At 68.5% G+C, this 20,051-nt stretch carries 20 protein-coding genes; 10 read left to right on the forward strand and 10 right to left on the reverse strand.

The window, feature by feature from the left end; translation table 11 throughout:
- Nucleotides 1-143: 143 nt before the first annotated feature.
- From ABZX37_RS27015 to ABZX37_RS27025, 3 genes are all read right to left on the reverse strand, one after another.
- The gene (locus ABZX37_RS27015; RefSeq protein ID WP_354744065.1) at nt 144-791 is read right to left on the reverse strand and encodes a GIY-YIG nuclease family protein; all 648 of its coding nucleotides are present in this window, start codon (nt 789-791) and stop codon (nt 144-146) included.
- A 178-nt stretch (nt 792-969) separates the two neighbouring features.
- Nucleotides 970-1,428 carry a hypothetical protein gene (locus ABZX37_RS27020; RefSeq protein WP_354744067.1) on the reverse strand — a complete coding sequence of 153 codons (459 nt, stop codon included), beginning with the start codon at nt 1,426-1,428 and terminating at the stop codon, nt 970-972.
- A 421-nt stretch (nt 1,429-1,849) separates the two neighbouring features.
- Nucleotides 1,850-2,347: an endonuclease domain-containing protein gene (locus ABZX37_RS27025; protein WP_354744069.1), complete on the reverse strand. Its 498-nt coding sequence runs from the start codon at nt 2,345-2,347 to the stop codon at nt 1,850-1,852.
- A 444-nt stretch (nt 2,348-2,791) separates the two neighbouring features.
- On the opposite strand from ABZX37_RS27025, the gene ABZX37_RS27030 reads away from it, so the two are divergent.
- Nucleotides 2,792-3,811 (forward strand): hypothetical protein, encoded by a 1,020-nt coding sequence (locus tag ABZX37_RS27030; protein WP_354744071.1) that lies wholly within the window; start codon nt 2,792-2,794, stop codon nt 3,809-3,811.
- Between the two features lie 96 nt (nt 3,812-3,907).
- Entirely contained in the window at nt 3,908-4,537 is a 630-nt protein-coding gene (locus ABZX37_RS27035; protein WP_354744073.1) for a hypothetical protein, read from the forward strand.
- A 399-nt stretch (nt 4,538-4,936) separates the two neighbouring features.
- Here the strand turns inward: ABZX37_RS27035 and ABZX37_RS27040 are convergent, their stop codons facing one another.
- The 3 genes from ABZX37_RS27040 to ABZX37_RS27050 form a co-directional block, all read right to left on the reverse strand.
- Entirely contained in the window at nt 4,937-5,488 is a 552-nt protein-coding gene (locus tag ABZX37_RS27040) for a hypothetical protein (protein ID WP_354744074.1), read from the reverse strand.
- Nucleotides 5,489-6,070: 582 nt separating this feature from the next.
- On the reverse strand, nt 6,071-6,496 hold the full coding sequence (locus ABZX37_RS27045; RefSeq protein WP_354744076.1) for a DUF6283 family protein: 426 nt from the start codon (nt 6,494-6,496) through the stop codon (nt 6,071-6,073).
- 161 nt (nt 6,497-6,657) lie between these two features.
- On the reverse strand, nt 6,658-7,050 hold the full coding sequence (locus tag ABZX37_RS27050; RefSeq protein WP_354744078.1) for a hypothetical protein: 393 nt from the start codon (nt 7,048-7,050) through the stop codon (nt 6,658-6,660).
- 1,028 nt (nt 7,051-8,078) lie between these two features.
- On the opposite strand from ABZX37_RS27050, the gene ABZX37_RS27055 reads away from it, so the two are divergent.
- Nucleotides 8,079-8,519, forward strand: a complete 441-nt coding sequence (locus ABZX37_RS27055) for a hypothetical protein (protein WP_354744080.1) — start codon at nt 8,079-8,081, stop codon at nt 8,517-8,519.
- Between the two features lie 52 nt (nt 8,520-8,571).
- Here the strand turns inward: ABZX37_RS27055 and ABZX37_RS27060 are convergent, their stop codons facing one another.
- Nucleotides 8,572-9,432 carry a phosphotransferase gene (locus tag ABZX37_RS27060; RefSeq protein WP_354744082.1) on the reverse strand — a complete coding sequence of 287 codons (861 nt, stop codon included), beginning with the start codon at nt 9,430-9,432 and terminating at the stop codon, nt 8,572-8,574.
- Between the two features lie 759 nt (nt 9,433-10,191).
- Here ABZX37_RS27060 and ABZX37_RS27065 point away from each other — a divergent pair.
- The 4 genes from ABZX37_RS27065 (at nt 10,192) to ABZX37_RS27080 (ending at nt 14,928) form a co-directional block, all read left to right on the forward strand.
- Nucleotides 10,192-11,178: a hypothetical protein gene (locus ABZX37_RS27065; protein ID WP_354744084.1), complete on the forward strand. Its 987-nt coding sequence runs from the start codon at nt 10,192-10,194 to the stop codon at nt 11,176-11,178.
- 536 nt (nt 11,179-11,714) lie between these two features.
- Nucleotides 11,715-12,149: a hypothetical protein gene (locus tag ABZX37_RS27070; RefSeq protein ID WP_354744086.1), complete on the forward strand. Its 435-nt coding sequence runs from the start codon at nt 11,715-11,717 to the stop codon at nt 12,147-12,149.
- A 1,616-nt stretch (nt 12,150-13,765) separates the two neighbouring features.
- On the forward strand, nt 13,766-14,509 hold the full coding sequence (locus tag ABZX37_RS27075) for a DddA-like double-stranded DNA deaminase toxin (RefSeq protein ID WP_354744088.1): 744 nt from the start codon (nt 13,766-13,768) through the stop codon (nt 14,507-14,509).
- Nucleotides 14,497-14,928, forward strand: a complete 432-nt coding sequence (locus ABZX37_RS27080; RefSeq protein ID WP_354744090.1) for an Imm1 family immunity protein — start codon at nt 14,497-14,499, stop codon at nt 14,926-14,928. The genes ABZX37_RS27075 and ABZX37_RS27080 overlap by 13 nt, the downstream gene beginning before the upstream one ends.
- A 308-nt stretch (nt 14,929-15,236) precedes the next feature.
- On the opposite strand, the gene ABZX37_RS27085 is transcribed toward ABZX37_RS27080, so the two are convergent.
- A complete protein-coding gene (locus ABZX37_RS27085) occupies nt 15,237-16,775 on the reverse strand; it encodes a hypothetical protein (protein WP_354744092.1) in 1,539 nt (512 codons plus the stop codon).
- A gap of 363 nt (nt 16,776-17,138) precedes the next feature.
- Between ABZX37_RS27085 and ABZX37_RS27090 the strand changes: the two genes are divergently transcribed.
- Nucleotides 17,139-18,074, forward strand: a complete 936-nt coding sequence (locus ABZX37_RS27090; protein WP_354744094.1) for a phosphotransferase — start codon at nt 17,139-17,141, stop codon at nt 18,072-18,074.
- A gap of 198 nt (nt 18,075-18,272) precedes the next feature.
- Here the strand turns inward: ABZX37_RS27090 and ABZX37_RS27095 are convergent, their stop codons facing one another.
- Complete coding sequence (locus ABZX37_RS27095; RefSeq protein ID WP_354744096.1) at nt 18,273-18,542, reverse strand: hypothetical protein; 270 nt, start codon at nt 18,540-18,542, stop codon at nt 18,273-18,275.
- A 243-nt stretch (nt 18,543-18,785) separates the two neighbouring features.
- Between ABZX37_RS27095 and ABZX37_RS27100 the strand changes: the two genes are divergently transcribed.
- Entirely contained in the window at nt 18,786-19,034 is a 249-nt protein-coding gene (locus ABZX37_RS27100; RefSeq protein ID WP_354744098.1) for a diguanylate cyclase, read from the forward strand.
- Nucleotides 19,018-19,509: a hypothetical protein gene (locus ABZX37_RS27105; protein WP_354744100.1), complete on the forward strand. Its 492-nt coding sequence runs from the start codon at nt 19,018-19,020 to the stop codon at nt 19,507-19,509. Before ABZX37_RS27100 ends, ABZX37_RS27105 begins: the two co-directional genes overlap by 17 nt.
- On the opposite strand, the gene ABZX37_RS27110 is transcribed toward ABZX37_RS27105, so the two are convergent.
- Complete coding sequence (locus ABZX37_RS27110; protein ID WP_354744102.1) at nt 19,477-20,043, reverse strand: hypothetical protein; 567 nt, start codon at nt 20,041-20,043, stop codon at nt 19,477-19,479. The two genes, ABZX37_RS27105 and ABZX37_RS27110, sit on opposite strands and share 33 nt — an antisense overlap.
- Nucleotides 20,044-20,051 lie beyond the last annotated feature (8 nt).

Genomic DNA, 20,051 nt, shown 5'->3' on the forward strand with positions numbered 1-20,051 from the left:
CGCATCCTCTCCTGCTTCCGCCGGATTCGCTCGCTACCCTGCCAGGCCTGCCGATATCGAGTTCCGGCAGAGCCGAAGGTGCCGGTACAGCGGATTTGGTGGCACGTGCCGATCCGGCCCCGGTGCATGCCGGCCCCGGAGCCTCACCGCGGTCGGATATCGTTGACGGCCGACTCGACTGTCGTTACCGGGTTCAAGCGACCGAATTCGAACCACTCGCCCTGAGTTCGGTACTTAGCGAATCGCCTGTGAAGCGCATCCTCCAGACTCCGGTTCCCGCGCGTGTGCCAGAGCACCTCCAGCTGGTAAGGATTACTGGTCTGCAGGTTCTTCAGCCTGCTTGTCACGTCCCGCGCGTATCCGATCTTCACGCGACTCGTTCCGGCCTGCGCGATTACGTAAACGAATCCCTTGGCTGCCGCTCTTGCCTGGCCGGTGCTTCCCTCCGCGCGAAGCTTGGCACGCTGTTCCTGACGCCAGCGCTCTCGCTTGTCGTCCTCTTCCTTCTGGCTGGGGCTCAGCTCGTTCACGATAAGAACGGTTCTGACCGTGCCCGCCTCGTCAACGCGATGGTCTTCCTCGACGGCGCCCACCGCGATGAGTTCCTGACGGGCAGCTTCGTACTGCTCGAGGTCGAGTTGAAGAGTTGCGGCCACCTGCGCCGGGCACTGCGGGAAGTGCACGGGCGGTCGGCTGAAGTTGGGAAGCTGCAGCTTGTAGAGACAGTAGAGCCTCAAGGCCTGAGCGGAGATATCCGCTAACACCAGCCACGCTGGCACCAACACGGGCATGCGTAGTTCATCGGCTGGGTCCACCGACCACGACACTGTCACAGGGCCACGGTAGCCAGCAGCGCCGACAAAACTTCTCAGGAAACAACTTCCAGCGCGGAAGCCCCGCCGGAGAAGCAGACCGGCGGGGCAACGTCACGATCGCAGTCAGGGATGCAGGTGCATCGGCCCGGTGGGACTATGCGAGGCCAAGCTTCTCGGTGGCGTCGTTGTGCAGGGTCATTACTGCGGCGGCGGTGGGTGCGACAAGGGCGGGCCAGTTGTCGGCGACCTGCTGCCATCGACCCCGGCGAGCCAGCAGCATCTCGACGTCGGTGCCGTGACTGTCGGGCAGCGCGCAAGCGGGATCGGCACGGGGAACCAGGCGTACGACGAGATCGCCGTCGTAGAGCCCGTCTGCCGGGGGCTGTCGGGTTACCCAGGCCCCGCTGAACCACGTCACTTCGCCGGGCCGCTCGGGTGCACCGTCGTCGCCGGCGATGTCGACCTCCGTCACGATCATGGCCCAAACGTCGTCGGGCTGGCGCATCGGCGGCGGCGCGGACTCCGGAACGAGGACCATGATGCCCGGTGCCGGTCCTTCCCGCGACGCTGCTTCGCAGTCGGCGGGTTCGTGCATCCTGCGGTCAATCGTCATGGTTCATGCGTCCCTTGCATCTTCCGGGTTTCCGACCGGGCGGCCGGGCGCGACCATGGACGCTTGGCGACCGCCGTTCCGTCAACGGTTCTGTACGCGAAGTGCAGGGAATCGACCCTTGTGGGGCAACGACTTCCCGGACACGCCGTAACCCTGTCGGGATCCCGGCCGTGAACCGAATCCCGTGTCCTGCCGTGCCCCCTGCGGCAGGACTTCGTTGTGATGTCGCGGTCGGGTGTCTCATCGGTGGCCGATTGCCGATACGAAGACGTCATGGAGAACGCCGGGACGCAGGGCGGGGGGTGCGCAGCCCGTGCCGAGTTCAGGATGGAGGTGAGCGGCTCCGCGGTCAGGCTTGGCCTCGTCGACGACAACGTCGAGGTGCGCCGGGCCGAAGACGAGCTCCACGACCGTTCTTGGCTCAGGTGTGCGGGTTCGTGCTCGGCGAGTCCGCGCGGGCCATGTGCCGTGCAGCGTCCTCGCGTGACAAACGCGGCTTCCGGCCTCGGTTCGGGTACCGGATTCCGAGCAGCCGGGCGGGAGGGTCGGTCAAGTAGTCCGCGTACGGGCACCTGCAGGGATGCGGGCACAGATCCACCCATTTGTTGCAGGAATAACACAGAAGCCCGCGGCACAGGCCGGTTTCGTGGTCGTGGTCGACTACGGCGGCTTCGTTGACGACGCAGATCGCGCACATCGGGCCGAACGCCTCGAGCAACCGGCTCCGGATCTTCCCAACCGGAGTGGCCGACGACCATGCCGGCTTGACCGTCGGAAATCGGTGCGGCAGGCGGCACGGGATGTCGGCCGACAGCTGCACCATCTTCTCGACGTCGTCGCGGTCCATGCCATGCCAGACGAAGTACCGGAGAACGAGGTCTTCGCGTCTGAAGGGCGGGAAATCGTCGAGGGACGTCACCAGACCAGCCTCGCATCCAGGCCCGACAAAATCCGCGTCGAAAGCCGCGCGATGCGGACTTTCCATCGCACCGGCCGCGGAACGCGCCCCGGTGCCGGACTGTTGTCGAGATGGGCTGGGTGGCGCGGCGGTGAATCGGACCGAGGGCGAGCCGCCCTCGGCGCTGAGTCCGCCGCCGCGATCGCCTGGACCGGGCCCGGCTTTCCGGCGCCGTTGTTCCCGGCCAGAAGACGGCGCGCCGCCGCGATACTGGAGGATCTGCGCCCGCCCGCCGGCATCCGCCTACAGTGGACAGCGGTCGCATCCGCACGTGCCGGACCTGTGCCCAGACAGGGGACCCGGACGGGGTCCGGTCCTCATCGACGAGGATTCCGGGCACGCCGGTGAGCGGCTGCGCGACCGCGAGCAGTCCGGCCGGACGCCGGATTGGGGGAGGAGGAGGGAGTGGCAGGGCTGATTCGGGCGGTCAGCTGGAACCTGCTCGACTACGGCCGGGCGGGCGAGGACCCGGCTCGGATCGAACGGGTGCACCAGGTGATCATCGGCGAGCGCGAAGCCGCGCGGGCAGAGGGCGACGCGGTCGTGCTGGCCGTGCAGGAGCTGATCGCCGCGGGCGAGGACAAGGCGCGGCTTGCCGGGCGTCGGCTGCGGGAGTTGGGCGAGGCCACCGGCCTGTGCTGCGACCGCGCGCCGAACACGCCTGCGGTCGCGGTGGGGAATCTCGAATTCCACACCGGTCTGCTGTGGACGGACGGGCTCGACCCCGTCGGCGGCTGGGCGGAGATCTCGGGCGTGGACATCCGCCACAGCTTGGCGATGCTGCATTTCGACGTCGGGACCGGGCAGCCGGTCATGCACGCCTCCTACCACGCGCCGCCATGGGGAAAATATCGTCGCGCCGACGAGGCGGAACGGGTCGCGGCGGCGATGACCCTTCCCGGCGACCGGCCGCCCGGCCTGGTCGGGGGCGACTGGAACGCGCCGTCCGCGGATCGGGTCCTGCGCCGAGGCTGGGTCACCGAGGACGACCTCGTGCCGGATGAGCGCAGGTACTACGACGACGACCCGTTCCGCGGGACTGAGGCCTGGGACGGGCAGTTCGTCCACCAGACCCGGTGGAAGCGCGCGAAGGCCGCAGACCTGAGATGGGCGTCGCGCACCGCAGCGGTCGGCGACATCCTGTCGTGGCGCGCCGAGCGCGAGCCGGGGGAGATCCTCGCCGCCGGCGGGCTCCGGGACGTCGCCGCCGAACTGAACCACCAGCCGTGGACGGCCACGACCGGGCACTGGAACGGCGGGGCCGATCCGTATCCGCCCCGCCGGATCGACCGCTGGCACGTCACCGGCGAACTGCTGCCCGCGCTGGTCGGCTACCGCGTGATCGACAGCGACCTCGCGCTCGCCGCGTCCGACCACCTGCCTGTCGTCGCCGTGTACGACCCGAGGCTGGTTTCCGGCGCGTAAGCGTCCCGGCCCTGGCCTGGCGCTGGGGCGGTGGGCGCCGGCCGCCCGGTACCGGGCGGCATGATCTGCAGGGTCCAGTGCAGGAGGAGAGGACACATGATTCCGCACGAATTCAAGTTCGGGGACAAGCCGTGGCCTGATGGCGAGGGCACGCTGCAGATCTACGCCCCGGTCGACCTGGCCGCCAATCCGGAGCTCGCCAGGCTGGTCGCGAAGGCACGGACAGCAATGGAAGGCGCCCCGGTCGCCTTCGTGGGGGACAACGAACTCCACATCACGATCGACATGCTCTCGGGAGTGCACGCGGATCAGGTTTCTCCCGGCGAGCGCAGGAAAATCGCGGAGACGCTCCAGGAAGCACTGGCGGGCACGCCCGTGTACCGCGGAACCGCGGGAAGCCCCCTCGTGTATGTGACCGGGCCGATTCTGGACGTCAGCCCGGCCGCAGCGTTGGACGCGGTGCAGAAGACGACACGATCGGTCCTGTTCGACCTGTACGGCGAGGCCGGGTGCACGTTCCATCAGAGCAAGGCGCACATCACGATCGCCTACTGCCACACCCCGACGGACCCGACACCCTGGATGCGGAAGGTCCGCAAGATCGACCCGGCCCATGCCCCGCTGACGATCGACTCGGTCGAACTGGTGGACGTCCGGCCGGACAACACGACCAAGGCGCTGCCCTGGTCCCCGGTCGCACCGCCGATCCGGTTCGCCGACGCGTAGGGGCCAAAGCAGATTCTCCCTGGACTCGGGCGAGCACCGCCGACAGCGGAGCGTCGACCCCACGCCGCCCGGCCCCCTGCGGGCACGCGCGCTCTGGACGGTTGCGCAGGCGGTCGCGCGCAGTTCCAGCGTGATCCGCAGTCTGACCCCGTCGTCGGCGTTTCGTCGCCGAGCCGAACACATCGCGGTCCTCGGCGATCGTCTCGAGCACAGGAGTTCCGCATCCCGTAGCTGGTGCAGATCTGCGACACCTGGTCGGCACCTGCCCCCGAGGGCGTGTTCCTCGGCGGGCATGCATCGGCCTCGTCCTTCTCTGTCCGGTCGACGTCAGCTGTGCTCGCGGGCGGACCCGTCTGATGCCAGCTGCGAGGGCCGGGGAGGGGGGTGAGGCCGCCAGTCCTACGCTTCGCCGAGGCTGCGTACGTGCTCGAGGATGTCGACGATCCGTTCCGGCGTGCTGTTTCCGCGTCTGGTCACTTCGTTCTCCGCTGCAGCGACGAGTGTTCGGGCAATGTCGACAAGTCGAGTCAGATCCTTCCGGGCATGCGCGTATTCCGGACCGCGTTGGTCCTTTCCATCCCAGACGGCCAGCATGACGTCCTCGGGAGCGGGCATTTTCTCCACGAGCGCTGTGAACACGTCGAATCCGGGATCGTCGGGCTCGGGCTGGAACCGGGCTCGGGCTGGCTCGACGAAAGCCTCGTGCATGTCAGCCACGTTGTCCAACGTCAGGGCGGGCAGAGCCTCGAGCGCGGCCTGGGCATCGCGAGCCTCCGTGATGGCGAGCATGTGCAAGGCCATCACGACCACTGTCTGCTCTAGCTCTGCCGCGGTCAGATTCAGATCTGCAACGGTGTCATCGCGGCGGGAGGCGGCGTAGACAGCGGTTGCGCTGAGGTAGGCCGCAAACCATGGCGTGACGTCGGCGTCGGGTTGAGCCGTGCGACGCAATTGCCCGTCTCCCCTCGGTCGCGTTCCCGCATAATGGCATGGCCTTTGTCCGGGGACCATGCTGCGCCGCCTGACTTCCGATCGCCGCGCGCGCACTTCGACGTCGCCCTCGTGGGCTAGCGGGCCGCGGTGTGGGGCTGTGGGAGCGACAGCTGGCTTTGATGGTGGCGCACTCGGACGACGAACTGGGGCATCCCGCGCGTCCCAGAGGCGTTGCTAAGTCGGCGGTTCCGTCGGTAACAGAGTCCCGAACTGTCGATGCCGCGGGCGCGGGGATCTGCGTCGTGCGGGGGAAGCCGGTTCCGACCTGCTTGCCATGTCAGAAAGGCCGCTGCACGGACCTGACGGGGGGACAACGCTGTTTGCAGTCGGCGATCGGGTCTTCATCGTTGAGGTATTCCGCTCCGGGGGAGCCTGCCGACGTTGCCGGAGCACCGTCGCGTGAAGGGCGACGCAGCGTTGGCTTGGCTCCGGGCCCGGATCAGCTGAGTTCGCGCACCCCGGTCAGGCCGAGTGCGCTCAGGCGCCCCTCCGCCCTGCGGTTGCCGTGCTGGTGCTTTCGGCCGGGGCGTCGAGCAGCTTTCAGGTTCGGGGCGCGGTCTGGTGCCGGACGACGTCGTTCCAGGTTTGGTGGAGCGGGGGCCAGTTGCGGCCGGGTTCGAGGGCGCTCGCGGGGAGGCGGCCGGTGGCGGCGGCGAGGCGAACGCCGATGTGGTCGGAGCCGAATCGCGCGAGCCAGCCGGCGCAGGCAAGGTCGTTGTCGGTGCCGGGCTCTCCTTTGTGGCAGCCGAACATCGGGTCGCCGGGCATCGGTTGCGCGCCGGTGTCGGGGTTGCGCACAGTGTCGCTCAGCGCGGTCCATCGCTCGGCGGGAAACTTGGCCTTGGGGTTGTCTCGGTTGTCGGCGCGGATCGGGCACGGGCCGCAGGGGAACTCCCGGCGCGGGAGCGGGCATGGCGCGGCGGGCGGCGTCGCGTCGGCCGGCTCGTCGTCGGGGTGCGTGGTCATGGCAGCGAGAGTCCTCTCACGGTCGGTGTGGTCGCCTGGCCGGTGCTGTCTCGCCGGGCAGTCGTCAGTCGTCGTTCGTGCCGCGTGCTCGTCGACGTCGGCATCGAGGGGGTGGTCGGCCAGATCGAGGACATCGTCGTCGATCGACGTTTCGACACGTTCTACCGGGTCAGGCAGTTCGGGCAGTTGATCGGTCGTGTGGCGTCCTCGCCGGAGAGGCGGCGAAGGCGGCCGCGCGTGCCGTCCGAGCAGGCGGCGACCAGTTCTCCGTTCCGGTACTCGCCGCGGTGCACGACGTGGGACCCGAATTTGCCGAGCTTGAGCACCTCGTTCCCGGCGGCCTCGCTCGTGCGCGGGTCGCAGTCCGGGAGGTCGGGCAGGTGCCGGGCGGTGCCTGCGCCGCGCGGCTGCCCGCCGACCAGCCGAGTGCGCCCCGCGGGCATCTCCCATGCCCAGTCCGGATCGCCCTTGGCCACGCAGATGCCGCAGATTTCGCACCGGCGTGCGGTCGGTTCGGCGAGCATCACCCATTTGTGCTTCGGCTTCGGACTCATTCGCCGGCCCGTCCCATCTTTGGGTCCTTCCTCGGCGATTTGCTTCTGGTGCGCGTCGAACAGAGGCCGGGAGCGGCAGTGATCGGGTCCGCGCGACTCGCCGACCCGCAATGCCGGCTCGCGGGGCGGTGCTGGATCCGTGCCGTCGTGTCGTACTGGCGGACCCCGCGCAGCACCTCGATGCCCCCGCGCGCGACGCCGAGCTCCGAATCGGATGTTGCGATGCTGATCGTCGCCGGAACGGGCAGGCGGGGACGGCGTTCTCTGTTGGCAATCCGCTTCGCAGGTGTTTCCCGATCCTGGCAGGGCACGTCGTTCCGGCGCTCTGCGGATCTTCCCTCGAAAGCGAGGATTCGACTTCGAGGCAGCAGTCGCGTGATCGCCGTCGTCGCCTCACGCCGCGTCGCATTTTCGCGGCCGACCGCGTTCTAGGCCGCGGCAAGGCGAGTCGCTGCGACGCTGCCGAAGCGCCCCTCGGCCCCGGGAGAGGGGCGTGCCGGGAAACGCGAGCGCCCGGAATTGGAAACAAGAAGGTCTTTCGCTGCCTGGTTCTGCTGCTGCTGAATGAGATCGGGGCAACACGCCGCGACCGGAGGACAGGCATCGGGCCGCGGCCTGCTGGCCGCCGTCGTGGATACACGGGCCGCAGGAGCGGTCCGGGAGATGACGACGCGAGGACACAGCGAGCACGTACTTCGTCAAAGACGCGCGGAAAGCGCTGGACCTGTATGCCAGGGAAGCTGCTCCGCGCGGTGACGGGGCACAGACTGTCGGTGCGGCGGCCCCGGGCATGTATCACGCCTTGTCTGCAATCCTGGCCAAATGCGAACGGGCCGCGACGATCACCGGCGACGACGCGGCGAAAGCGACTGCCGACGCCGTCAGGAAAACCCAGCTGGGCTGGGATCACTAGTGCCCGGTCGCCGCGCCCGGCGGAGGTCGGAAGCGAAATCGTCAGGCAAGGCCGAGACCCGGCATACGGGCCGAGTCCAACTGCTCAACGACGTTCCGAAGAATGCGAGATAGCCATGACGATCCTGGGACGCCCCGTCACGGGCGTACACACCGGGGGGAACGAGGCCCGGGTCGACCGCCGGTGCGTTGAGGAATTTCTCCGGCTGGTGGATACGATCCTGGCTGACAGAACCGTAGAAGCGTTCCGCTGGAACCAGTACACCCCGTTCGAGAATCCCGGCGGCGAGTGCCTCTTCGGTGCGGATCGGATCGAGGTCAAACTCCGCGGCGGCGTGTTCACTCACCCCGACGACATCATCGAGAGAATGCCAGGCCCAGGCGGCTACCGGTTGCAGGTCCGGCCCGAGTACGAGCAGGTATTCGCGGCGCTGCACGATCTCGAGGAGATGTTCGACCTCTGCGCGGACCTGCTGAAGGAGGCCTTCGGCGACCATGCTGAGATCACTGCGACGCGGGATGGTTTCGACGTCGCCAAGTACGACAACCACGAGTGACCCCGTTGTCCAGCACTAAGCCGGTCATTGTCCCCCGACTCTGCCGGCCCCTTCAGTTGCCAAGGGTCTCGAGTTCGGCGAGTCGCCGGTACCCGTGCGCGGCGAAGCCGGTCAAGCCCGCCGCGCAGGAGTACGCGAGCACGCCGCAGACGGTCCACAGCCGCACGGTCGCCATGGCGGCGGGCCAGGGAAACACCGGCGGCGCGTGCTGTTCGTAGCCGGCGAAGAACGTGTCCTGCAAGGCTTCGTCCGGCAGCCCGTCGAGGTCGACGAGCTTGCCGAAGTCGACAATCGCCGACGCCGCTTGCATGTTCTCCAGATCGAGGAGGACGGGAACGTCGCCGTCCAGCGCGAGGTTGCGGGCGTGGAAATCGCCGTGGATCAGCACGGGGGTCCCAGGCAGGTCGGCGGGGCCGATGCGCGCGTGCAGGGCGCGGATGCGGTCGGCGGCTGCCGGGTCGAAGGCGTCCAGGTCGTCCGCGCGCCGGCCGATCTCGGCGTCGAGGTTGTGCTCGGCGAAGCCAGCGGTGTCGCCGACGGTGGCGGCGTGCAGGCGGCCCAGCATCGCCCCGGCCCGCCGAAGATTCTCGGCAGTCGGGGCGAACGGCTCCAGATCGAGCCATTCGTAGCTGATCCACCACCGGCCCGGGCCGAGGGGACCGAAGTCGAGCAGCCGCGGGGTGCGCACCAGCGACTCGACCCGCTCCGCCGCGGCGAGAGACCGTCCCCAGTAGTCCTTGTCGTCGAACACCTTCACGAACACCGGGCCGGACGACGGGGCGACCGCGCGGAAGTGGATGTTGTGGAAATCGGCCGCGTCGCCCAGCGGCACGACGCCTCCGCCGAAGACCCGGCCGAGCGAAACCGCGACCGGCTCCCGCCGCACCAGCGGGAAGGCTTTGTCGTCAAACACGCCGAGATACTCTCAAACCCCTGGCCGCCGCAGGACACCTTCGCACCCGACGGCTGGCCTGGAACCGGCACCGGCTCGTTGCCGCCGTGTCCTGGCCGGTATCGGCAAGAGCGCATGCGGCTGCGCAGACGGATTCCGGTTCCGGGGAATCGCCGAGGCCTTTCGCCGCCCAAGTTCGCGACTGCGGTGAAGGGGCGCAGCCATCGCACCGCAAGCCCCGGAGGAGATGGCTCAGCAGACAGTCGCCCGGCTGATCGAGTCCGTCGGTGCACGGTCGTCTGTCCTGCGCGCCCGAACGCGTCGATGCGCCGTCTCGCTGCGATGCAGAGGATCCACGGTCTGGCTGTCGCTAAGAGCGCCTGGTCCTGCCGAAGGCCATCTCCGCAGGCTCAGCTCCGCAGGTTCGCCGCCGCCCCATCGAGTTGCTTGGCGCGCATCCGTGCCCCCGCGATCCAGATTCCTGCCTTTCGCCCGGACAGGGGCTGCCCCGGTCGGAACGAAGCACTCCGGAATGCCGGTCTCATCCGATCGAGTGGTCCTGAGCGCGCGCGATGCGAGAGGTGCGCGTCCTGGGGTTTCAAGGGCTTCCTGCTGGTCCCGAGGCCGCCGCAACCTCCGTTTACAGGCCAGGTTCGCCGGTGGACGATCGGGGCGGCACCAGGCACTCTGCTGGTCCGCGCGACGACGGGTCGCGCTCAGGACAAGTCTAGTGAGGATGCCAGACCGTTGACCGGACTCGTAGATTCACGCGCTCGCAAGGTGAGCGAGCGCATCCTCCGCACTGCCCGGGAACCGCGCGATCGGCTGCTGCGCACCCGACGTCTGCTGCTGGAAGCGCTCGCCGACGGTCGGACGACGCTGTCGTTCGATACGCCCGGATGGGATCCTCGCGACCGCGCGCAGGCGATGGGCATGTTCCACACCGCGGCGGTGACCCACCTCTGGGACCGCCACCGCATCATCTACGCCGCGCATCCGCAGATGGTCGAGGCTCTTGCCAAACTCACAGCGAAGGCGATCCCCGGCGAGGTCTGGCAGATGATTCCCCACACCGAGCCGCTGGTCGTCCTGCCTGAACCGGTCCCGGCGGAACTGCCGACCGGGGGGACCGGCCGGCTGGCCGGCTTCTTCGTACACGGCCGCATGGCCGACGGAGGACTGTGCCCGGTGCATTCCCCGCTCTGCTCCGGGTTGGGCGTGAACTTTTTCGTGGAGCTTCCCGGCCGCGCCGTCCTCGACGTGGTCCGGACCACGGTGCGGACTCAGGCGGCGCAGACGCTGGAGGAGATGGTCGCCGACGGGCTGACGCGCTTCACCACCGCGGACGGCCCGCCGCCCGAAGACGAGCGATGGACCCGATACCTGAGGACCCTGCTCACCACGGGAGTGTCGATCCTGTTGTACGCCTGCACCGACAAGCGTGATCTCGACCTGGGGCCGCTGCCAGCGCCAGCCGGCCGGAGCCTCGCGCGCCGCGGCAAGCCCGGCAGCCCGAGGATGCTCGCGCTCGGCTGGCATCGAGGGCCCGCGCTGCACGCCGCCCGCCAGCGCCCTGCCGGGTACTACCGGACCGAAGGAGGCGGCTGGCGGCAGCCCCCGCACCAGCGTGCCTGCAGCATCCGGACTTATTGGACAGGGCCGGGAAGCCGTGTCCCGATCCTGAAACTGGTCGCGCCGTACGAGGTCTCACAGGACCTGCTCGACGAGACGGACGGCCGGCCATACAGCGTGCGTGACGTGCGCTGACCCCGCGAGATCCCCGGCGATCGGTTCGAGCGCCGCATCTCGCGGCAAAGCCCCGGTCCGGCCTGGCCACTGGGTGTCCGAGCAGTGGCCCTGCCGCGCAATCGGTGGTCTGACTCACGCTTCATCCCCCGAGATCGAGCACGCCTGCCGGGGAAACGCCCGCGCGATGCCGTCTGTTACATGCAGGGCGGACAGCATGACCGGCGACGCCGCACATCCAGGAGCAGCCCGTGCACCGCGCAGCCAGCTAACGCCGCGGCCGTTGGCGGCAATGATCCTTGGCCGCTGCCTGCCAACCGGAAAACAGGCGGTTCACTCGGTCAATAGCTCTCGATAGCCGCGCAGCCCACAAGCTCGTCACGGCCCTGTCCGACTGAGCCTTCACTGCCTGTTCTCCGTTGCGCTGCAACGGAGAACAGGCAGTACGACACGCCGAACGCCGGTTGCGGCGCGGCACGCCGAGCACGGGTGGCGCGCGACCCGCGCGCCCTGGCACAGTGACGGCTCCGCAGCCCCGAAGGAGAGGAGCCCTCGGCATGACCGGCGATGTCGTGGTGCCCGTGCCCGGTCCGCAGCACTGGACATGGGGGCCTTCGCGCAGAGGGTTCGGCGGCTACGGCGGCACCTGCACGCACGGCCCGACAAGGTTCGCCGTCACCGCGAACCAGCGCCACGACGACCGCTGGGAACTTCACGCCACCTGCTCCGTCGCCGAGGTGACGACGGCGACGCAGAGCTGGGAAGCCGAACGCCTGACCTGCACCCCGGACGGCATCCTCGCCGAAGTCGCCGCCCGCGACGTTCTGAGCCAGCTGGCCCGAACCACCCGCGCCCGTATCGCCGAGGCCGCGCGGCTCCTCGATGAATTCGACGTGCTCGCCCGCGCCGACGCCGGCTGCCCGAGTGCACCTCCGTCGATCGACTCGGCTCCCGGCGGCCCCGACGATCCTCGGGACATGCACGGCGGCTGACCTTTCCCCGGCACCTGCCAGCACGACAACCAGACTCCCGGTACAGGCTCGGGCTCCCCGGCGATGACCGACCAACGTCGGGAATGGACAAGCGCGTGGAGCGAACCGCGACAGCGGCCGAGTATTGCGACCCGTTCCAGCGGCACCGTCCTGCATGACTGGAGGACAACGCCGCCCCGGACCGCGCAGCCGGCGCGCGGACAGGGGGTGTCCCGCCGCAATTCGACCTGCTGCTCGCGTTTGGCCGGTGGTTCGCCCCGCCAGCCGACGGCGACGCCGACCCTAATTCAGCGCAGGCCACCCCTTCATCGTGTCCGCCCGCCTGGTCCTTGCGTACGTCGAGGGCTGCTCGCTGGCCGAACTCGGCGAGAGGCCCCAGAGGCATGTAACACGCGTGGTGAGCCAGCCGCGACGGCGTCGTCGTCGACCCGGCTTTGAGAAGCCGACGGCAGGAGGACTGCCTCTGGACAGCGATCGTCCAGGCGTTCCGGGCCGGAGGCGCGGCCCGCGATCCATGCCTGCGAAGCCGACCGTTTTCGCCTGCTCGAGAACGGCTCGCCGCCGGACGTCGTGGTGAACCTCTGAGTTCCCGCCGTTCATGCTGTCCTCCGGCGCGAGCGTGGCCAGGACGCCATTGTTCGGCCGTCGACGGTGCAGCACGCTCGGCAAGGCTGGCTCGACGGGTGATGCGGGAGCCGCGGGCACCGAGGTCGCAGAAACGGCGAAATCCACCCTCGCGAATAGGAAACTCGGCAAGCCGTGTTGGAAACGACGTTCGTCTTCGCGCGCGGGCGTTCGTGAGCGAGAGTCGGCGGCGATCGTCACCGCACAGGACGGAGGCCACGGAATCCATGTCGCGTGCACCGCAGACTGTTGACTCGACTGGGCAAATCGTCGTCGTCGGTAACTTCGTGCGCTACCACGGAAGCAAAGCCGACCATGTTCGTGCGAAGTGCCTGCGGGTCGGCCGCATCCATCCCAGCGGGGTTATGGACCTGCATCACGAAGGAACGTTTCCGTTCTGGCTGTACGGCGTCCGTCCGCAAAGCATCACGTTCCCTTGCTAGTCCTGCCTGCGCACCAGTGCGCGAACCGGCTCACGGGGCGCGCACATTGCAGGAACGAACCCGGATTCATCATCTCCGACGGGGGTCCAAGAGCGAAGGAAGGCGGCGAGAACCGGGAGGAACCGGCTGCGGCGGGCGCATTCCCAGCGACACTGTTCACCGTGCCGCCGCCGGCCGGTGCCATGGGTGCGGACAGAAGCGTCTCCATCGGCAAAGTGATCCGGGCCGTGCTGCCCGGCTCGCTCCTGCATGGCCTCCCGCTGACCTCGTGCGAGCGTGACGATTCCCGCACGTGGGGCCTTGAGCCCAAGACGCGCAGACTCGGGCTGCGACCTTGGGCGGCACCAGGGTCGCAGTCGGCACGGCGACGCCCGCCCGCGTACCGGAGGCCTCGGAGGCAGCACCGTCGCGGCCGCCGGGATCATCCGCCCCGCTCCGGCCCATGCCGCTGTCCACCGCGGTGCACTGACCTGCTGTTTAGACGTTGCTGGCGGGTCAGTCGATGTACGGTCCCGGTTAACAGCAGGGCACGGGGTGAGGGGCTCGGCGGTGTCGGTCCAGAAGATCGTGGCGGCGGTCGAGGTGGCTGCTGAGAAATCCGAGGCGGCCAGCGCGCGCCTGAAAGAAGCGGAGCAGGCCGCTGAGGAAGCCGGCCAGGCCCTCGCCAAGGCGGTGCACGGAAGTTCGGACGAGGAATTGGGCCACGCAATCGGAGCGTTGGCCCAGGCGATCCAGGAGATACCGGGGCTCGGCCGGATTGTCGCCAGGGTGACAGGCGACTTGACGACGTACGCGAGGTCGTTGGCCGGTGACCGGGACGGCCAGCCCGACGGCAGCCGCGAATCGTCGATCCCTGCCCCGCCCTCCGGCGGCAAGGATGACGGCCCGGACGAGGATCCGGTCGAGAAGGAACGACGGCAGCTGCCGGAACGCGGCATCGGCCGCGGGGTCAAGACCACCGGCCGCTGGTTCGCGCCTGGTAGAAATACGTCGGCAGTGACCAGCGGCGTAGACGACTTCACGCTCCAGGTGAACGCAGCTTTGGAGGAAGCGGGGTGCCCGTACGTGCCGGTGACGGCGGCAGCGGACGTCGAACTGAAGATCGCCGCGGCAATGCGGGCCAACGACATCCGGGAGGCCACGGTGGTCATCAACAATGTGCCGTGCGAAGGACCCGCGTCGTGCGACGCGTTGCTGGGCGTGGTGCTGCCCGAAGGCAGCTCGATGACGGTTCACGGGATCGGCGGATTCAGCAAGACCTACAGAGGAGGCGCTAAGCCGTGGCGACGTTAAAAGCCTGGTACGACCCGGGGCCGGGCGCGGGGTTCGTGGTGACAACACCCGCTCAGGCGGACAAGCTGCTGAAGCGGATGGTGTCCGAATCGGCCAGCGAAAAAGTCGGGTTGATGGCCCAGATCGCTCTCAAGGGCGAAGGCGACGACGAGGGCACCTGGTCGTCGCTCCTCCAGTTCGGTGTGCGCGAGGCCAAGCGCGGGTTCGTCGGTTGGGCCGGGGGCGGCCGGAACGAGCGAGGCGTCATCAGCGACAACGGCGCGACCTCGCCCACAGACGTCCTCTACGACTATCAACTCCACGAACGTCCGGTGCCGAGCAATGCGGAAGTCCCGTTGGCGACGGTGCGCCAGGCCGTCCTCGACTACGTGTCTACGGGCGGTGCGCGGCCGGACGGGGTCTCGTGGCGGGAGGTGTAGTCCTCGCGGCGGACGGTGTTCGCGGCAATTTCCCGGCGCTCGCTCTCCGCCGGGATGCGGGCCGGTTTCCGATCGTTGCCCGCCGTGAATCCCGGAAACACGGCGATTCGTCGGCGGTTGGCAACATGGTCATCCGGACGGTCTTGCCGATCTGCTGCCACATCCCGGACTCCCGGTTAAGTTGACGGCCTTAATATCATTGCAGCCGCTCGCACGGGCGCGTCATCGGCGGCGGACAACCTCGGTCATCTCGGACACACATTCAGCCTGAACTCCTCCGTGCACAATCCCGCCCGCACGGTCGGCCGTTATGGCTCGATCAGCCATCGTTCCCATTGCTGCGGGTCGAAGCCGACTTCGGGCGGGACGCCCAGCTGCGCCAGCGCGCCGGGATAGCAGCGCTCGTACAGCGTATTCACTCGCGCCGCGTAGCCCGGGGCCCGCAGCAGCCACGACGCGGGAAGGCGAGTGCAGCGCAGCACTGGGCGGATGCCGTCGGCGTGGAGGTCGCCGTCGATGACGCCGCGTCGGAGCAGGCCTTCGATCGCGCGGATCCGCTCGTCGACGCGCCGCTCGAACGAACCCGGATGTTCCTCACCGGTGTCGCGGTCGGCTGCGACGATCCCGGCCACTTCCCAGACCGGGGCTGTCGCCTCGAGGTACACCACCGTCGCCAGCCACGGCAGCTTCAACAATTTGGCGGCATGGATGCGGTGGTTGCCGTTCGACCCGATCCGGTACAACGGTCCCGCCCATGCCGGGGTCCGCAGCAGCGAGATGTCGTGGCCGAACAGCTCGGCGGTGAACGCTTCGAGGTCTGCGGCGCGCAGCAGTCCCTCGGCGATTTCCAGCGGGACTTCCGGGCGATGGTCGCCGAACTCGCCCCATTCGCTGTGGCCGGTGCCGACGACCGACCGGGTCGGAACCCATGTGACGGTGCGCGCGGAGCCGTAGTGGTCGCGGTTGTCCGACGTGCCGATCGGGCGCAGCCCGCCGTGGCCGCGCAGCTGCGGATCGCGCGCGTTGAGCTCGGCGGCCCGGTCGGCGAGATACGCGCCAAGGTTGCTGGCATGCTCGCGCAGCACCTGCTGAGCGGCCCGGCATGCGGCCAGGTGCTCTTCGTACACCAGGCCGCGCAACGCGAGCAGCTCGCGCAGAGTTGGCCCTTCGGCGGACCGGTCGGACTTCCACCCCGTCTCCGCCCAGGAACGCGGCGGTTCCGGTGCGCGCAGGCGGATCTCGGGCGGCCGGTGAAGGAACAACCGGGTCAGGGTGTGCTCGGCGCCGGCCGCGGTGGACGCCATTCCCGTGACTCTCCAGGGCTCGGTGCCGTCCGGCGAACGGCAGGAATCGGCGACGAAACCGCCGCGCTGGTCGTAGTTGATCGTCCAGATCTCGGCCCCGGGCGCGGGTGAGGGCTGCAGCGGCGCCAATTCGGCGTCGACGATCTCGCCGCGGCGCAGGTCGACCGCGCGGCGCACGTCTCCCATGTCGTCGCCGCGTTCGAGGCGCAGCCCGTCCAGCCGCGGCGCCTCGCACAGCAGGTTGTAGGCGTCGTCGATCCGATCGCGCAGCTTGCGAGCCGCACGGGCGAGACCGCGGTAGTCGAAGAACGCACGCTGCTCTCCCAGCAGCCGCGCGACGAGATCGGCGTGCCGGGCCGACGCGAGCAGAACCTTCCATTCGCGGTCCCAATCCGGTGCAGCCTCGCCTGCACCGTCGGCGTCGTCCCCGCTGTCCGGCCCGTCCGCCGGATCTTCTGCCCGGTCCCGGGACAGGCTCGTGCTTATCCCGACGACGATGTCCTCGCGCTCGTCCGCGGGCAGCCATCGGACCAAGGCACGCACCAGAGACCCGAGCGCGCTCACTTTTCCGCCGGTCCGATCGTGCTGTCGGCACGAGTCGACGCTCCGCGGGGCACGCCGGACATGACAAGGCCCGCCAACAACCATTCCATGGCCACGATCCTGCCCCAGCGTCGTTGCGGCGCGTGGGCACTGACGAAACTGGCCCGGCTGGTCGAGCTGGAATCCGGGTGGGCTGAGGCCGCAGCACGGCGTCACTTTGTTGCATGCGGACCTGCGGGCGGACAACCTGCTGCTCGCCACTGATGACCGGGTCTTCATCGTGGATTGGCCCTACGCGTTTCCAGCCAAGCTAGCGTGTCGGCCGAATGGGCGGGTTGCTGGCCTGGCTGAGATGGGGGTGCGATGAGCGAGGGTTCGGTGCAGAGGCTGGCGTGGGACGATCTTCCGCAAAGCGTTCGCTCCGCAGCGAGGGATGCGCTGGGCAGTCACGTCGTCGGCGAGATCGGCCAGACGGGTGGATTCTCGCCGGGTTTGGCGTCCAGGCTTCGGCTTGCTGATGGCCGGTGGGTGTTCGCCAAGGCCATCAACGGCGACCGGAATCCGACCGCTCCTGGGCTGTATCGACGAGAGGCGGCGGTTATGTCGGTGCTGCCGGATGAGGTTCCCGCTCCGGCGTTGGTGTGGACCTATGACGATGACGACTGGGTCATGCTCGTTCTTGAGGATGTCGACGGGGTGATGCCTGGCCAGCCGTGGGACCGGGTTCAACTCGACTCGGTCATCGCGGCGATGGCCGATCTCGCTGCGGTGCGGGGCGCGAGCGCGTTGCCGATCCCGACGCCCGAGGAGGACCTCGCCGACAACTTCCGCTCTTGGGCCGTGCTCGCGGAGGCGGAGGACATGACCGTGCGCCTGGGCATGTGGGAGCGCGCGAATCTGGAACGGCTGGTCGGTCTTGAGAGTCTCTGGGTGCCTGCGGCCGAGGGGGACGCCCTTGTTCACGCGGACTTGCGGGCCGACAACATGATTCTCGCCGACGATCGAGTGACATTCGTTGACTGGCCTTATGCCCTGGCGGGCGTCGCCTGGCTGGACATGGTGTTGTTTGTGCCGTCCGCCATCGCCGACGGGGGTGTCGATGCGGCCGAGGCGTGGTCCAGGTTCCCACCGGCTCAGGACGCCGACGACGATGCCGTCAATGCGGTCTTGGCCGCGGCGGCTGGGGACTGGACCTATCAGTCGTTGCTGCCGCCTCCTGCCAACGTGCCGTCGCTGCGTGCGCACCAACGCGAGAAGGCGCGGGCGGCGCTGACTTGGCTTCGAACGCGTATCGGTTGAGGCGCGGGCCGCGCGGGAGCACGCCCAGAGGCGCAGGACATCGCCGCGCTGGTTGGCCAGCACACGACGTTGGACGGGAGGTGACGACCTCCGGACCGTGGCGAGGAGCAGCGAGGCTCGTCGCCTCCAGGCCTTCCAGATCCCGACCGAGCGCGTCACCGACCTCGTCAGCCCGTTTGCCGCGCCCGCGACCTGCGACTATGCCGCTCGGGTGGAGTCCGGAGGTTCCTTCGTGCCGTTCGCGAGGTCGCCGAGGTCACTACCCGCTTGTTGCGGATACTCCTCAATTAACTCTCGCAGTCTTTCCTTTTCCAGCTCAGCAAGAAGTTCTCCGTACTTCTTCTTGATGGAACTATGCTGACCATGCTCGATATTGCAGATAGCCCCCGGGCTTACTTTTAACATCTCTCCAATCTCTCGCAGAGTCAATCCGAGCTTTATTCTGCGGACACTAAATCCGTGCTTCATGTCGAAATCCTTCCAGTGGCTCCTGCAGGCTCTTCCGTCCATCGAAAGCTTGCCTGCCAGCTAATACGTGCCAGATCGCCACCTGTTCAGGGCACGCGAAACCCCACTTCGCCATGCGGTTAGGTGGTCGCGAGTCGAAAGTAGGCCCGGCTCAAGAATTGTAGGGTCGGCCTGTGTCAATGCGCAAGTCGGTCACGAAAATGCGATCCCGTCTGCCGGTGATCTGGCCGGTCTGCCAATCGAATGGCGCACCGTCATGTTCGCTGCGAAGATCCGTCGACACTGATCACCTTTCCCCGGGTGTCAGGTCCGACCTCCATGCTGATGCTCGACATCGATCGCTTGAAGTGGTGGAACAGCCGCATCGGCCACCCCGGCGGCGACAAGGTGCTCGAGGCTGTGGCGACGGTGCTGCGCGCCGAGACTCGCGCCGGGGACATCCTCGCGAGGACGGGCGGCGAGGAAAAAGGCCGCCGTGCTCCCGGGAGCTGACTGGACCAAAGCCGTCGACATCGCCGAGCGGAGCCGCCGGTCGGTCGAGAGACTCGAGACCAAGGTCGTCAACCCGGCCGGCGGCGACACGATCCGGCTCGGGCACGACGGGCTTCCCCAGTGCACGATCTCGATCGGCGTCGCGACCTCGCCCGAGCAGGGTTCCGACATCGTCGCGCTGGAGCGCTACTCCGACCAATTGCTCGAAGCAGCCAAGCAGAACGGCCGCCGCAACCAGGTCGTCGCGCTGGCCATGCTCGTTCAATCGCCCGCCGTCGGGGGCGGCCCGGAAACGGCGGCCTCGGCTGTGCGCACGGAAGATCGCCGGGATGCCGCCGCGGCGCCGTCGCCGGGCAGCGGCCACAGCGACGACGACGGCGCTGTCGAGATTTCGCTGCCGCCGCAGGAGCATCGGCTCCGGGCGGCGCGCTTCCGCGCCTGCTTATCCGTCCGAGGGCTCCGCGTCATGGCGTGACGGCGGGTACTCGTCGGGGCGCACCGCGAGCTGCATCCGTGGCCGCACTTCGTACTCGCCCGGGTCGGACTCCAGCACCACTGCGATCGCGCACAACCCGGTCCGGCGGGCCAATGCTTCGTTGAGGTACCTCAGGGTCGCGCGGTGCTCAGGACGGACCGGGTCGAGGTTCAGGGCGGAGCCGCCCGCGGCTATCCAGACCACGATTTCGGCGTCCGCGTGGGCGGCGTAGGCAACGACCTTGCCCAGGTGTTCGTGATCGGTGGGACCGAACTGGTTCTCGATCATCACCGTGCGGCCGGTCTCGTCGCGGGCGAGGATGTCCGCCCGGAAGGAGCCGACACGCGCTTCGAACGCCACGAACCGGAGGTTCAGTCCCAGGAGGGCGCCGATCTCGTCGAGGTGGTCGCGCACCCAGGGCGTGAAGCCTCGCGCCTCCCCGTCGCTCCAGCGCCGACGGGCGTTCCACTGGAAGACCGCGGTCTCCAGGGGCAGGTCGCCCCAGTCGATGTGCTCGGGTTCGGAACGCGTCACGGCGGCAT

Source organism: Amycolatopsis sp. NPDC004079, from assembly GCF_040610415.1.
In the GTDB taxonomy this organism is placed as follows: Bacteria; Actinomycetota; Actinomycetes; order Mycobacteriales; family Pseudonocardiaceae; genus Amycolatopsis; species Amycolatopsis halotolerans.